We start from the raw sequence: 14,827 nt of genomic DNA, 5'->3' as shown, positions 1-14,827 counted from the left end.
GCGCCATGCATTTCCTCCCGCGCGATCTTCATAGTCTCGACGACGCCGGCGCGGCGACGGATCTCGGCCAGACTCCGGCCGACATTGTCTTTCTGTCCTTCTCGGACTCGGAGCTTCGCCTCGTCGCGCGGCTGCATGCGCGGGACGAAACGCCGCCGACCCTGCGCTGCGCGCCGCTCGCACAATTGAAGCACCCCTACTCCGTCGATCTTTATCTCGACACCGTCGCGCGCCACGCGAAGCTCGTCGTCGTGCGGCTGCTCGGCGGCAAGGATTACTGGGCGTATGGCGTCGAGCAGCTCGAAGCGCTCGCGCGCGCGCATGGCGTCCCGCTTGCCATCATCCCCGGCGATACGGTCGAGGATATGCGTTTGTCGCAAGCCTCGACTGTCGACGCGGCGACGCTCAATCGCATCTGGCGTTTCTTTCAGGACGGCGGGCCGGAGAACATCCGTTCGTTTCTGCGCTACGCGTCGACGCTGGCGGGACGACCCGCAGAGTGGCGCGAAAGCGCGCCCGTGGCCAATGCCGGCCGCTTCGAAGCCGCCTGCCGCGGCCCCCTCCCCAACCCTCCCCCGCTCCAGGAGAAAGGGAGCGAGTCGAGGCCTTCGCCAACAACGCCGATCGCGAGCGTCCCCTCTCCGGCTTGCGGGGGAGGGGCAGGGAGGGGGCCGCGCGCGACGATCGTCTTCTACCGTTCGCTCTACCTCGCCGACGACGTCGCGCCGATCGTCGCGCTCGCCGATGCGCTGGGCGAGCGCGGGTTTACGGTCGAGGCGCTCTATGTCGCGAGCCTGAAGGAACCGGAAAGCGAAGCCTTCATGGCGCAGGCGCTCGACGCTTTCGCGCCGGACGTCATCCTCAGCGCCACCGCCTTTTCCGCGCGTAGAGACTTGGGATCGATCCTTGATCGCGCGGACGCGCCCGTGCTGCAGGTTGCGCTCGCCACCGCGACGCGCGATGCGTGGAAGGCCTCCGCGCGCGGCGCAAACGGCGCCGACCTCGCGATGAATGTCGTGCTCCCGGAAGTCGACGGCCGCATCTTCACCCGCGCCATTTCCTTCAAGGAAATTGCCGAACGCGGCGCCGCGGAGCTTGAAGAGCCGCGCCATGCGCCGGAGGCGTCCCGCATCGCTTTTGTCGCCGATCTCGCCGCGAACTGGGCGCGGCTGCGGCGCAAGCCAAATGCCAAAAAGAGTCTGGCGCTCATCCTTTCCGACTATCCGGCGCGGCGGGGCCGTGGCGGTTACGCAATCGGGCTGGACGCCGAAGCGAGCGTCGCAGAGATCGTCGACGCGCTGAGCGGCGCGGGTTATGACGTATCCGACGCCGTGGGCCGCTCCACCTCCCCCTTGAGGGGGGAGGTCGCGTCGCAAAGCGACGCGGGAGGGGGTGACGCCCCGAGTCTCGGGATTTCACCCCACCCCGAACCGCTTCGCGGTTCGACCCTCCTCCCTAAGGGGAGGGTGATGCGCACACTCGAAGAGTCGACCCACATAGTAGCGGTTCCACTCGCGGATTACCGCGGCTGGCTGTCCCAACTTCACGCTGATTTCGTCCACGCTCTCGACGAAACTTGGGGTGACGCAAACGCCGACCCCGCCGTCATCGGCGAGGCTTTCCGCTTCTCCTGCATCGTCAGCGGCAATCTTGTCATCGCGCTGCAACCCGATCGAGGCGCGCGCGCGGAGCGTTACGAGACCTATCACGACATGCAGCGGCCGCCTCGGCACGCCTATGTCGCCTTCTATCTCTGGCTGCGCCGCGCGCGCAAAATCGACGCGCTGATTCATCTCGGCGCGCATGGCACGCTGGAATGGCTGCCGGGCAAGTCGGTGATGCTCTCCGAAAGCTGCGCACCCGAGATCGCGCTCGGCCCGACGCCGCTGATCTACCCCTTTATCGTCAACGATCCGGGCGAAGCCGCGCAGGCCAAGCGGCGCATCAGCGCCGTGACGATCGGCCATCTCACGCCGCCGCTTGTCGACGCCGAGCTTTTCGACGCCGCCGCAAATATCGAAACGCTGCTCGATGAATACGCAACCGCCGCCTCGCTCGACCCGCGCCGCGCGAAGCTGATCGCGGGCGCGATTCTGGACGAAGCCGAGCGTAGCGGCCTCGCAGCCGAATGCGGGGTGACGCGCGAGATCGATATGGCCGAGACGCTGACGCGCCTCGACGCCTGGATGTGCGACCTCAAGGAAATGCGCATTGGCGACGGGCTGCACGTCTTCGGCCGCGCAAACGAAGACGGCGTGCGCAACGCTTGCGCGCAGAGCGAGCGCCGCGCGCTGGTCGCCGCGTTGAACGGCCGCTTCGTGGAGCCCGGCCCCGCCGGGGCGCCCTCGCGCGGCCGCGCCGACGTGATCCCTACGGGCCGCAATCTCTTCTGCATCGATCCGCGCCACGCGCCCACGCGAACCGCCTACGACATCGGCCGACGCGCCGCGCATGAGCTCATGACGCGCCATGCGCAGACCCATGGTGAATATCCGCGCCATGTCATGCTCGATCTCTGGGGCAGCGCCACCATCCGCACCGGCGGCGAGGATTTCGCGCAGGCGCTGGCGCTGCTCGGCGTGGCGCCGCGATGGGACGCCGCCAGCGCGCGCGTTATCGGCTTCGAGATCTTGCCGCAGGCGAAGCTCGATTTTCCGCGCGTCGACGTAACGCTGCACGTCTCGGGCATCTTCCGCGACATGTTTCCCGGCCTCATCGCGCTCTTCGACGATGCGCTGCGCGCCGTGGCGTCGCTCGACGAGCGCGCCGATTTCAATCCGCTTAAGGAAGCGGGCGAATTAACGCGCATCTTCGGCGTCGCGCAGGGAACCTACGGTCTCGGCGTCAGCGACGGGATCGTGCGCGGCGAATGGGCGTCGCGAGACGATCTCGCCCGCGCCTATCTCCAAGCCGGCGGCCATGCCCTCAACCGCGCGGGCGAAAGCGCGCCCGCTTTGCAGGCGTTCAGCGAACGGGTCGCGCGCGCCGACGCGCATGTGCATGTGCAGGACATGGCCGAGGTCGACATTCTCACCGGCCCCGCCTTCGCGGATTTCGAGGGCGGTTTCGCCGCAGCCAACAAGATGCTCGGCGGCGACGCCGACTTCGTGCATCTCGACGCGACGCGTCCCGGAAGCCCGCGCGCGCGGCGCCTGCGCGATGAAATCGCGCGCGCGCTGCGCATGCGCCTCGCCAATCCGCGCTGGCTCGCGGGCCAGATGCGCCACGGCCATCGCGGCGGCGCCGAAATCGCGGAAGGGATCGACAATCTCTACGCCTTCGCGGCGACGAGCGGCCTCGTCAGCGACGCGCAATTCGATCTCGCCTTCTCGGCGACGCTCGGCGACGACAAAGTGCGGAACTTTCTCGCACGCGAGAATCCGCGCGCCTTGGAAGCGATCGCGCATGTTTTCACGCAGGCGCGGCGGCGCGATCTCTGGCGAACGCAGCGCAACAGCGTGCAGGATATTCTGACAAGCGTCGGAGGCGATCATGTCGCCGGCCTTTGAGATCAAGGGCTGGTGCCCGAGCGCGCACCGTCCCATGGAAAGCGGCGACGGCCTGCTGATCCGCGCGAGATCCAGACAGTCTGCGCTCAACTCCGGGCAATTGCGAGCGGTCGCCGAGATTGCGGGGACCTGCGGCAACGGCCTCGTCGACCTCACGCAACGCGCCCAGTTGCAGCTCCGGGGCTTGTCCGCCAGGACGCTGGACAAAGCCCGCCGGCGCCTGCAGGCGCACGAACTCTATTTCCCGACGCAGGATTCGCTCGTGGATATTCTCACGAGCGGCTCCATCGGAGCCAAAGCGCGCGGCTCTTTCGACGTCGATGCGCTCGCCCGGACGCTCGCGCATTTGAAAGAAAGCGACCCGGCCCTTCGCGACCTGCCCCCGAAGTTTCTGATTTCGATCGACGCGGAGGGGGGCGCGCTCGCAGACGTGCAGGCGGATATTCGCATCGACGCGATCGACGCGACGCGCGCGGCCGTTTGCGTCGCCGGCGCGCCAGAACGCGGCGTCATCGTCCCGGCGGAAGACATTGCGGCGACGACCCGCAAACTCATGCGCGCCTTCGCGGCGCTGCGCGCGGAGCGGCCCTCCGAACTGCGGCGTATGCGGCGCCTCGTCGGCGCGCTCGGCCTCGACGCCCTTTTGCGGGAAGCGGGGCTGGAGATGCGGCCCTATGCGTGGCGCACGGCGATTCCGGCGCGATCCGCGCTCGGGGTGAGAAACGCAACGGGCGTCATCTCCGTGGGCGTGGCGGCGCCCTTCGGCCGTTGGCGCGCTCACGAACTCGCGGCGCTGGGCGCGTTTTCGGATACGTACGGCCATGGCGAGCTGGCGCCGACGCATTGGCGCCTATTCATCATCCCCGCCCAAAGCGGTGAAGCGGCGCGGCGCATGGCCGACGCTGCGCGCGCCTTCGATCTCATCGTTTCTCCCGAGGACGCTCGTCTCGCCGTCGTCGCCTGCCCCGGCGCGCCGGAATGTTCGCAGGCGCGCGGCGAAACGCGCGCGGCTCTTGCGCGTCTTGCGCCGCTGGCGCAAAAGACGGCGGGGAAAGACGGCGTTGGCCTTCACGTCTCCGGCTGCGCGAAAGGCTGCGCGAGACGGGACGCCGCGCCGGTAACGCTCATCGCCAATGACGGCCGCTTCGATCTCATCGAGGAAGGCGGCGCGAATGACGAACCGGTTTTGCGCGATCTCGATATCAACGCCGTCGAAAACGCGCTGCGTGCGCGCGCAAAGGAAGCGATATGTCCGACGCCTTGAGCTACATCCGCGACGGCGCGGCGATCTATGAGCGCTCCTTCGCGATCATCCGCGCGGAGGCGAAGCTTGGGCGATTTACGCCGGAACAGGAGAAAGTCGCCGTGCGCATGATCCACGCCTGCGGCATGGTCGAGCTTGCGGACGATATCGAATTCTCTCCTGCTTTCGTGGCCGAAGCGAAAGCGGCCTTGCGCCGGGGCGCGCCGATTCTTTGCGACGCCAATATGGTTGCGCATGGCGTGACGCGCGCGCGCCTTCCGGCGAATAACGCCGTCATATGCACGCTGGCCGAGCCCAATGTCGCGGCGCTTGCCGCCGAACTCGGCAACACCCGCAGCGCCGCCGCCATGGAGCTGTGGCGCAATCGGATCGAAGGCGCCGTCGTCGCGATCGGCAACGCGCCGACAGCGCTTTTCCGTCTCCTTGAAATGCTCGACGAAGGGGTGGCGCGTCCCGCCGCCGTCATTGGCGTGCCGGTTGGCTTCGTCGGCGCGGCGGAATCGAAGGAGGCGCTCGCGGGGGACGGCCGCGTGCCTTACGCCATTGTGAAGGGCCGCAAGGGCGGCAGCGCCATCGCCGCCGCCGCCATCAACGTGCTTGCGAGCGAAAGCGAATGAGCATGCTTGCGGAAAAATCGCGGGCGCGCCCTGCAACGGTCGGCGCGCTGATCGGCGTGGGGCTCGGTCCGGGAGACCCCGAGCTTGTCACGGTGAAGGCGGCGCGCCTCATCGGCCAAGCGAAGATCGTCGCCTATTTCGGCAAGCCTGGACGGCCCAGCCATGCGCGCATGATCGCCGAACGCTATCTCGCGCGGGGCTGTGAGGAGATGCCGCTGCTTTATCCGGTGACGACGGAAATCCCCTTTGACTCGCCGGACTATGTCTCTGCGCTCGCGGGCTTCTACGAAGAGAGCGCGCAGCGTCTCGGCGCCGTGCTGTCGCAAGGCCGTGACGTCGCGCTGCTCTGCGAAGGCGATCCTCTGCTTTACGGCTCGTTCATGCATATGTTCACGCGGCTCGACGGACGCTTTCGCGTCGAGATCTGCGCGGGCGTCGCCGGCATGTCCGGCTGTTTCGCCGCCGCGCGTCAGCCCATGACCTGGGGCGACGACGTGCTGACGGTTCTCCCGGCGACGCTCGACGAAGATGCGCTGACCGAGCGGCTCAAGACGACGGACGCCGCCGTTGTGATGAAGCTTGGCGGCAACTTCCCGAAATTGCGGCGCGCCATGGCGCGCGCCGGCGTCCTCTCGCGGGCGATCTATGTCGAGCGCGGCACCATGACGGGCGAGAGGATCATGCGCCTGGCCGAGAAGCCCGACGGCGCCGCGCCTTATTTCTCCATGGCGCTCGTGCCCGGGCGGGGGCGCCGCCCGTGAACGGCGTGCTATACATTGTCGGCCTTGGCCCGGCGGACGAGCGTTGGCTGACGCTTGAAGCGCAACATGCGCTGGCGGAGGCGCAGGACATCGTCGGCTATGAGCCCTATGTCGCGCGCGTGCCGCAACGCGACGGACAAACGCGCATCGCCAGCGACAATCGCGTCGAGATCGACCGCGCGCGCGAAGCGCTGGCGCGAACGCAGCAGGGCCGCATCGTCGCTATCGTCTCCGGCGGCGATCCGGGCGTCTTCGCCATGGCGGCCGCCGTGTTCGAAGCCGTCGACAACGGGCCGCGCGAATGGCGCGAGCTCGATATCCGCATCATTCCCGGCGTCTCCGCCATGCAGGCGGCCGCCGCGCGTCTCGGCGCGCCGCTGGGCCACGATTTCTGCGCGATCTCTCTTTCCGACAATCTCAAGTCGTGGGAGGTGATCGAAAAACGCCTGGAACATGCGGCCCGCGGCGATTTCGTCATAACCTTCTACAATCCCGCCTCACGCGCGCGGCCGACGCGTATCGCTGACGCTTTTGCGCTCTTGCGGAGATTCCTTCCGGGAGAAACATTCGTCGGCCTTGCGAAATCGGTGGGCCGCGAGAAGGAGGAAATCATCCTCACCTCGCTCGAAGCCGTCGATCCCGCCCAAATCGATATGTCGACCCTCGTCGTCATCGGCGCGAGCGGCACACGTCGCATTGCGCGCGCCAACGCGCGCGATTGGGTTTATACGTCCCGAAAGGCGCCGTGATGGAGAAATGGCTGTCCATCATCGGCATTGGCGAGGACGGCGTCGCATCGCTTTCGCCGGCGGCGCGCGCGCTGATCGCGCAGGCGACGCTGATCGTCGGCGGCGCCCGCCATCTCTCGCTTATCGGAAAGACCGCGGCCGAGCGTCTGCAATGGCCCTCGCCCCTCTCCGACGCTTTGCCGCGCATCCTGTCGCAACGCGGCCGACAATCGGTGGTGCTCGCTTCTGGGGATCCGTTCTTCTACGGAGTTGGGGATCTGATATCGCGCCACGTGGCGAGGGAAGAGATATTCTGCATTCCCTCGCCTTCAGCGTTTGCGCTTGCAGCGGCGCGGCTTGGCTGGAGCCAGCAGGATTGCGCGCTCGTCTCGCTGCATGGCCGCGCCTTCGAGCGCATTGCGCCTTATCTCCAGCCGCGTGCCCGCATTATCGCCCTGTCCTGGGACGAAACCACGCCCGCGCGGCTCGCGGAGCGTCTCGCATCCAACCACATGGGCGCGTCGCGTCTCGTCGTGCTTGAACGTCTCGGCGGTCCAGGCGAACTTATTCGCGAAGCGCGCGCGGACGCTTTCAGCCTCAACGACGTCGCCGCGCTCAACACCGTCGCGATCGAGGTCGTCGCCGAACCCGGCGCACGCGTCATCCCGCTGGCGCCCGGCCTGCCGGATGAGTGGTTTGAGAATGACGGGCAGCTCACCAAGCGCGAAATCCGCGCCGTCACCGTCTCGGCGCTCGCGCCCCGCAGGGGAGAAACCTTATGGGATATCGGCGCCGGGTCCGGGTCCGTTTCGATCGAATGGATGCTGAGCCATCCCGCCAACCGCGCCGTCGCGCTCGAACGTGACGCCGAACGCGCGGCCCGCATCGCGCGCAACGCGCTCGCGCTCGGCGTTCCCGATATCGAAATCATGGTCGGCGCGGCGCCCCAAGCGCTCGCCGGTCTGCCCCGCCCCGAAGCGATTTTCATTGGCGGCGGCGCTACCGCCGGGACGCTCGAAGCAGCCTGGAAGGCGCTTCCGGCGCAGGGACGCATCGTCGCCAACGCCGTGACCCTCGAAACGCAAGCGCTGCTTGTGCAAGCCCTTCAGGAAAAAGGCGGCGATCTCGCCGGTTTCCAGGTCTCTCGCGCGCGGCCCGTCGGCCGGTTTCATGCGCTCGACCCCGGCATGACGGTGCTGCAATGGCGCGCGGTGAAGCCATGAGATACGCGGCCGGCGTCGGCGCGCGCCGCGGCGTTTCGGCGGAGGCGATCGTCGACCTCGTGCGGGAGGTCGCTGCGCGGCACAACGCGCCCCTATCGCACCTCACCCTTTGCACGCTTGAGAGCAAGGCCGATGAACAAGGCCTGCGCGACGCGGCTCGGAAGCTCGGGGTCGAACTCGTGCTTCTGCCGCTCGAAGCGCTGAGAGCGCGCAGAGGCGCGGCCCCCACCCATTCCCCGCGCGTGCAAGCCATGTTCGGCGTCGGCAGCGTCGCCGAAGCCGCCGCACTTGTCGGCGCCGGACCGGGAAGCCGCCTATTGGCCCCGCGCTCCGCGACGCCTTACGTCGCCTGCGCGCTCGCCGTCAGCGCCGAGGAGAAAGAATGACCGTGCACTTTGTCGGCGCCGGGCCCGGGGCCGCGGATCTGCTGACCTTACGCGGCCGTGACATCATTGCGCGTTGCCCCGTTTGCCTTTACGCCGGCTCGCTCGTACCTGCCGGCGTTCTCGCCCATTGCCCGGCGGGCGCCCGGATCGTCGACACGGCGCCCCTGTCGCTCGACGACATCGTTGCGGAGATGGCGGCCGCGCATGAACGGGACGAAGATGTCGCGCGGCTGCATTCCGGCGATCTCTCCATCTGGAGCGCTGTGGGCGAACAGACGCGGCGGCTCCGCGCGCTGGGCATCCCCTATACCATGACGCCCGGCGTCCCCGCCTTTGCGGCGGCCGCGAGCGCGCTCGGCCGCGAGCTGACGCTTCCGGAGGTCGCGCAATCGCTCGTGCTCACGCGAACCTCGGGCCGCGCTTCGGCCATGCCCGAACGCGAGAAGCTCGCAACCTTTGCTCAATCCGGCGCGACGCTCGCCATCCACCTCTCCATTCACGTTCTCGCACAGGTCGTGGAGGAGCTGACACCTTTCTACGGAACCGATTGCCCCGTCGCGCTTGTTTATCGGGCCTCCTGGCCCGACGAGCGGATTGTTCGGGGATCGCTTGCGACGATAGCGGCCAAGGCCGCCGAGGCGCCCATGGAGCGCACCGCGCTGATTGTCGTCGGTCCCTCCCTCGCGGCCGAGGATTTTCGGGAGAGCGCCCTTTACGACGCCGGCTATGACCGCCGCTTCCGCCCGGGAGGCGGCCAGTGACGACCCCAGGGCTGCTGATCGGCGCGGCGCGCTCGGGCTCGGGCAAGACGACGCTGGCGCTCGGCCTGATGCGCGCGCTCACGCGGCGAGGCCTGCGGGTCGGCGCCGTCAAATGCGGCCCGGACTATATCGACCCCGCCTTCCACGCCGCCGCGACCGGTCGGGACAGCCTCAACCTCGACTCCTGGGCGATGGCGCCCGGGTGGATCGCCGAGCTTGCGTCAGCCGCAAGCCAGGGCGCCGACATCATCGTTGCCGAAGGCGCCATGGGGCTTTTCGACGGTGCGCCCGGCGGAGCCGCGGGCGTCGGCGCGAGCGCCGATATTGCGGCGCTGCTGGGCTGGCCGATATTGCTGGCGCATGATGTCTCGGGACAGGCCCAAACCGCGGCGGCGGTCATTCGAGGCCTTGCGACTTACGATTCGCGCGTGAGCGTGGCGGGAGTCGTTTTGAACCGCATCGGCAGCGAGCGGCATCGTCGTCTTGTCGCGGCAGGCGTGCAGGAGGCGGGGCTCCCTGTCCTTGGCAGCCTCCCCCGCGACGAACGCGTCGGTCTCCCGGAGCGCCATCTCGGTCTAATCCAGGCCGGCGAAACGTCAGATATTGACAACAGGTTGAACGGGCTCGCCGACTTCATCGAGGCGCATGTCGACGTTTTGCGCATCGCCGCCGTGGCGGGTTCAACCCTGCAGCCCGTCCGGCCTCGAGCTGAAATCTGTCAGCCGCCAGCGCAGCGGATCGCCGTCGCCCGCGACGACGCCTTTTCCTTTTTCTATCCTCACCTCGCTCGCGCCTGGCGGGCGGCGGGCGCCGAAATCAGCTTTTTCTCACCGCTCGCCGATGAATGCCCGCCTGAACAATGCGACCTGGTCTGGCTGCCCGGCGGTTATCCCGAACTCCATGCGGGCAGGCTCGCGCATGCGCGGAATTTCCTCAGCGGCCTGAAAGCGTTTGCTCAAACCCGTCCGGTTCATGGCGAATGCGGAGGGTATATGGCGCTCGGCCAGGTCCTCATCGACGCCCAGGGCGTGGCGCACGAAATGGCCGGTCTGCTCGATCTCGAAACCAGCTTCCAGAACCGTAAGCTCCATCTCGGCTATCGGCGCGCAAGACTTCTCGCCGATCATCCGCTGGGCCTCAAGGGCCGCATCTTTCGCGGCCATGAATTCCATTACGCGACAATCCTGAAAGAATCAGGCGAACCCTTCGCCCAGGCCCGTGACGCCTATAGCGACCGCGACTCGCCCGCCGGCTTGAGACGCCGATTGGTTTCCGGCTCGTTCTTCCACCTCATCGGCTGATGACGGCGCAAAAAAAGGGCCGCCGGAAAGCCAGCGGCCCAAGTCAAGGGAGGAAACGCCCAAGGAGGGCTACGAAGCGAGACAACTCTCGCTGCGTCGCACTGTTATATTGCTGCATTGCACAAGTGTCAAGCCTGTTGATCGCCGGGCGGCGGAAAAAGATGTAAATGGATTGCCGAAGGCTATAATTATCTCTTTATCTCAGAACCTTACAAACGACGCTTAGCGCCTCGGCTTGCGGCCGAGGCGCTAAGCGTGAACGCGAGGAAATCTGGATGCGGGGGTAGGATTTGAACCTACGACCTTCAGGTTATGAGCCTGACGAGCTACCGGGCTGCTCCACCCCGCGGCAGGAGCGAATAGGGAGTTGCGACTGGCGAATAGTTTGGTCTACTCGCCATTCGCGACTCCCTATTCGCTTGCCATTTGCATAGGCGATCGTTGAGGAGGATTTGATGTGTTTGGCAGGCCTGGCGACGACCTACTCTCCCAGGTCTTGAGACATAGTACCATTGGCGCGGAAGCGTTTGACGGCCGAGTTCGGGATGGGATCGGGTCTGATCGCTTCGCCGAGGGCCACCAGGCCGGCGAAACACATTTCGAAGCAAGAGGGGCAGTCGGCAGTCGGGCTTCGGCGGTCGATTTCCGACTGCCTGCTGCCGAGATTGCCGAAGCCCGCATGGGCCTTTCTACGTTGTTCACTGCGCATATTGCGCGATGGGCGTTGATAAATGAGAGCGATCAAGCCGATCGAGCGATTAGTACCGGTAAGCTCCATGCGTCGCCGCACTTCCACACCCGGCCTATCAACGTGGTCGTCTTCCACGGCTCTTCAGGGAGAACTGGTTTTGAGGTGGGTTTCCCGCTTAGATGCATTCAGCGGTTATCCCGTCCATACATAGCTACCCTGCACTGCGGCTGGCGCCACAACAGGTCCACCAGAGGTATGTTCATCCCGGTCCTCTCGTACTAGGGACAAATCCTCTCAATTCTCCGACACCCACGGCAGATAGGGACCGAACTGTCTCACGACGTTCTGAACCCAGCTCACGTACCACTTTAATCGGCGAACAGCCGAACCCTTGGGACCTTCTCCAGCCCCAGGATGTGATGAGCCGACATCGAGGTGCCAAACAACCCCGTCGATATGGACTCTTGGGGGTTATCAGCCTGTTATCCCCGGCGTACCTTTTATCCGTTGAGCGATGGCCCTTCCACGAGGGACCACCGGATCACTATGACCGACTTTCGTCTCTGCTCGACTTGTCTGTCTCGCAGTCAGGCAGGCTTATGCCATTGCACTCGACGAGCGATTTCCGACCGCTCTGAGCCCACCATCGCGCGCCTCCGTTACTCTTTGGGAGGCGACCGCCCCAGTCAAACTGCCTACCATGCATTGTCCCGGCGCCGGATGACGGCGCCCGGTTAGACATCCATGACGATAAGGGTGGTATTTCAAGGGTGGCTCCACACGAGCTGGCGCCCATGCTTCAAAGCCTACCACCTATCCTACACATGCCGACACGAATGCCAATGCAAAGTTACAGTAAAGGTGCACGGGGTCTTTCCGTCTGACCGCAGGAACCCCGCATCTTCACGGGGAATTCAATTTCACTGAGCTGACGTTGGAGACAGCGGGGAAGTCATTACGCCATTCGTGCAGGTCGGAACTTACCCGACAAGGAATTTCGCTACCTTAGGACCGTTATATTTACGGCCGCCGTTTACCGGGGCTTCAATTCAAGGCTTGCACCTCTCCTCTTAACCTTCCGGCACCGGGCAGGCGTCAGACCCTATACGTCATCTTGCGATTTCGCAGAGCCCTGTGTTTTTGTTAAACAGTTGCCACCCCCTGGTCTGTGCCCCTCCGATCCGGTTGCCCGAACCGAAGGCCTCCTTATCCCGAAGTTACGGAGGTAAATTGCCGAGTTCCTTCAACGTCATTCTCTCAAGCGCCTTGGTATGCTCTACCAGTCCACCTGTGTCGGTTTCGGGTACGGTCTGATGCGGAGGCTATTTCCTGGCGCAAGTTCACTGCCCGGACAATCCAGTAAGTCCGAACAATTCACCTCACGCGTCACCATCCGCTGGCTCACGAATATTAACGTGATTCCCATCGACTACGCCTTTCGGCCTCGCCTTAGGGACCGGCTAACCCTGCGAAGATTAACTTTACGCAGGAACCCTTGGACTTTCGGCGACACTGTCTTTCACAGTGTTTCTCGTTACTCATGTCAGCATTCGCACTTCCGATACCTCCAGGACGGCTCACGCCTGTCCCTTCACCGGCTTACGGAACGCTCCGCTACCGCTCGTCTTGCGACGAACCCAAAGCTTCGGCTCGTGGCTTGAGCCCCGTTACATCTTCGGCGCGAGAACCCTTATTTAGACCAGTGAGCTGTTACGCTTTCTTTAAAGGATGGCTGCTTCTAAGCCAACCTCCTGGTTGTTTTGGGATTCTTACATCCTTTCCCACTTAGCCACGAATTGGGGGCCTTAGCTGTTGGTCTGGGTTGTTTCCCTCTCCACGATGGACGTTAGCACCCACCGTGTGTCTCCCGCATAGTTCTTCCAGGTATTCGGAGTTTGGTTGGGTTTGGTAAGTCTGTGGGACCCCCTAGCCCATCCAGTGCTCTACCCCCTGGAGAATACATGCGAGGCGCTACCTAAATAGCTTTCGCGGAGAACCAGCTATTTCCGAGTTTGGTTGGCCTTTCACCCCTAACCACAAGTCATCCGAGTCTATTTCAACAGACACCGGTTCGGTCCTCCAGTGCATGTTACTGCACCTTCAACCTGCTCATGGCTAGATCACTCGGTTTCGGGTCTAAAGCAACGAACTGAACGCCCTGTTCAGACTCGCTTTCGCTGCGCCTACGCCTACCGGCTTAAGCTTGCTCGTTACTTTAAGTCGCTGACCCATTATACAAAAGGTACGCCGTCACCCAGGACGAACCTTGGGCTCCGACTGTTTGTAGGTATCCGGTTTCAGGGACTGTTTCACTCCCCTCGTCGGGGTGCTTTTCACCTTTCCCTCACGGTACTTGTTCACTATCGGTCGCTGAGGAGTACTTAGGCTTGGAGAGTGGTCTCCCCATGTTCAGACAGGATTGCACGTGTCCCGCCCTACTCGTATCTCTCAATCTTCGAAATCCCTACGGGGCTGTCACCCGCTACGGCCCGACTTTCCAGACGGTTCGAGTTGGAAGATCAAAAGCGTTGGCCTGGTCCGCGTTCGCTCGCCACTACTAACGGAGTCTCGTTGATGTCCTTTCCTCCGGTTACTTAGATGTTTCAGTTCACCGGGTTCGCTTTTATGACCTATGGATTCAGTCATAAATACCTTCTCATGATCTCTGTTAGTCCAAAGACATCGCGTTTTGCGCCGCAAGCGGCGCGCCCCTCGCATTGGCTCGGCGTCGCACTCGCTCCTAGCGCCGCTTGCGCGACGCCGGGGCCAAGCCCGCCGCTCCCCTTCAAGGAACACGATGACGTTGATCCTGCGCTGTGCGCGCAGATCAAACTCTTCGGAATAACAGAGATCGAAGGTGGGTTTCCCCATTCGGAAATCCGCGGATCAAAGGTTGTTCGCACCTCCCCACGGCTTATCGCAGCGTACCACGTCCTTCATCGCCTCTCAGCGCCAAGGCATCCACCGAATACCCTTAAGGCACTTGATCGCTCTCATTATCAACGCCCACCTCCTTGCGCATAAGCCGATCCAAAAAGTCTTGCAACTTTCTGGGCTTATGCGGTCTCGGCAGAGGCCGCATCGCTTGCGCGACGCGTGGGCGTGATAGAAAGACCATTTGCTTCGAACATATCCGAGAACATCGCGGTCAAGCAGATGCTCACAACTGGCAGCTCGTCTTCTCGAACGATCTTGAAGCCCGATCCTCCGCACGAATGCAGACAACCAAACCTCCGTTCGATAAACGATCGGATATGTTTCCTCTTCACGATGACAGACAGCACGCATCAGGCCTTGCGGCGCAAATGCGAATTCGGTTTATCCAAGGACCTTCGAGCCTTAAGCGAATCGCCGGCAATCTGACCGTCTGGTGGAGCCAGACGGGATCGAACCGACGACCTCATGCTTGCAAAGCACGCGCTCTCCCAACTGAGCTATGGCCCCACATTGGAAAAGCGAGCGAAACAATGGTGGGCCTGGGAAGACTTGAACTTCCGACCTCACGCTTATCAAGCGCGCGCTCTAACCAACTGAGCTACAAGCCCAATAACTGCCCGACGCGTCACACCCTCGCGGGATGCGCGCC

The 14,827-nt window shown here is 64.2% G+C and carries 9 protein-coding genes, 3 tRNA genes and 2 rRNA genes; 9 read left to right on the top strand and 5 right to left on the bottom strand.

The features are described from left to right. Positions 1-5 precede the first annotated feature (5 nt). From cobN to ACNHKD_RS08525, 9 genes are read left to right on the top strand one after another with little or no spacing between them, the layout of a single operon-like run. Positions 6-3,509 (top strand): cobaltochelatase subunit CobN, encoded by a 3,504-nt coding sequence (gene cobN, locus ACNHKD_RS08565; protein WP_442756630.1) that lies wholly within the window; start codon positions 6-8, stop codon positions 3,507-3,509. Continuing rightward, the gene (locus tag ACNHKD_RS08560) at positions 3,493-4,773 is read left to right on the top strand and encodes a precorrin-3B synthase (RefSeq protein ID WP_442756629.1); all 1,281 of its coding nucleotides are present in this window, start codon (positions 3,493-3,495) and stop codon (positions 4,771-4,773) included. The genes cobN and ACNHKD_RS08560 overlap by 17 nt, the downstream gene beginning before the upstream one ends. Then, positions 4,758-5,390, top strand: coding sequence for a precorrin-8X methylmutase (locus tag ACNHKD_RS08555; protein WP_442756628.1), 633 nt, complete (start codon positions 4,758-4,760; stop codon positions 5,388-5,390). The genes ACNHKD_RS08560 and ACNHKD_RS08555 overlap by 16 nt, the downstream gene beginning before the upstream one ends. Next, positions 5,387-6,151, top strand: a complete 765-nt coding sequence (locus ACNHKD_RS08550; protein ID WP_442756627.1) for a precorrin-2 C(20)-methyltransferase — start codon at positions 5,387-5,389, stop codon at positions 6,149-6,151. The genes ACNHKD_RS08555 and ACNHKD_RS08550 overlap by 4 nt, the downstream gene beginning before the upstream one ends. Beyond that, entirely contained in the window at positions 6,148-6,900 is a 753-nt protein-coding gene (gene cobJ / locus ACNHKD_RS08545; RefSeq protein ID WP_442756626.1) for a precorrin-3B C(17)-methyltransferase, read from the top strand. Before ACNHKD_RS08550 ends, cobJ begins: the two co-directional genes overlap by 4 nt. Continuing rightward, on the top strand, positions 6,900-8,102 hold the full coding sequence (cbiE, locus tag ACNHKD_RS08540; RefSeq protein WP_442756625.1) for a precorrin-6y C5,15-methyltransferase (decarboxylating) subunit CbiE: 1,203 nt from the start codon (positions 6,900-6,902) through the stop codon (positions 8,100-8,102). The genes cobJ and cbiE overlap by 1 nt, the downstream gene beginning before the upstream one ends. After that, on the top strand, positions 8,099-8,488 hold the full coding sequence (locus ACNHKD_RS08535; RefSeq protein WP_442756624.1) for a cobalamin biosynthesis protein: 390 nt from the start codon (positions 8,099-8,101) through the stop codon (positions 8,486-8,488). The genes cbiE and ACNHKD_RS08535 overlap by 4 nt, the downstream gene beginning before the upstream one ends. Further along, positions 8,485-9,249: a precorrin-4 C(11)-methyltransferase gene (gene cobM, locus ACNHKD_RS08530; RefSeq protein ID WP_442756623.1), complete on the top strand. Its 765-nt coding sequence runs from the start codon at positions 8,485-8,487 to the stop codon at positions 9,247-9,249. Before ACNHKD_RS08535 ends, cobM begins: the two co-directional genes overlap by 4 nt. After that, positions 9,246-10,550 (top strand): cobyrinate a,c-diamide synthase, encoded by a 1,305-nt coding sequence (locus ACNHKD_RS08525; protein WP_442756622.1) that lies wholly within the window; start codon positions 9,246-9,248, stop codon positions 10,548-10,550. The genes cobM and ACNHKD_RS08525 overlap by 4 nt, the downstream gene beginning before the upstream one ends. Before the next feature lie 272 nt (positions 10,551-10,822). Here ACNHKD_RS08525 and ACNHKD_RS08520 read toward each other — a convergent pair. From ACNHKD_RS08520 to ACNHKD_RS08500, 5 genes are all read right to left on the bottom strand, one after another. Next, a tRNA-Met gene (locus ACNHKD_RS08520) sits at positions 10,823-10,899 on the bottom strand. A gap of 119 nt (positions 10,900-11,018) precedes the next feature. Further along, positions 11,019-11,134 (bottom strand): 5S ribosomal RNA (gene rrf, locus ACNHKD_RS08515). Positions 11,135-11,287: 153 nt separating this feature from the next. Beyond that, positions 11,288-14,230: ribosomal RNA gene (locus tag ACNHKD_RS08510) — 23S ribosomal RNA — on the bottom strand. Positions 14,231-14,609: 379 nt separating this feature from the next. Beyond that, positions 14,610-14,685, bottom strand: a tRNA-Ala gene (locus ACNHKD_RS08505). 24 nt (positions 14,686-14,709) lie between these two features. Continuing rightward, positions 14,710-14,786: transfer RNA gene (locus ACNHKD_RS08500), tRNA-Ile, on the bottom strand. Between the last annotated feature and the right edge of the window lie 41 nt (positions 14,787-14,827).

Origin of the sequence: Methylocystis sp. JAN1 (assembly GCF_052186135.1) — a bacterium.
In the GTDB taxonomy this organism is placed as follows: domain Bacteria; phylum Pseudomonadota; class Alphaproteobacteria; order Rhizobiales; family Beijerinckiaceae; genus Methylocystis.
Note: the sequence above shows the minus strand (reverse complement) of the source record. Positions and strands in the feature narration are given on the sequence as shown.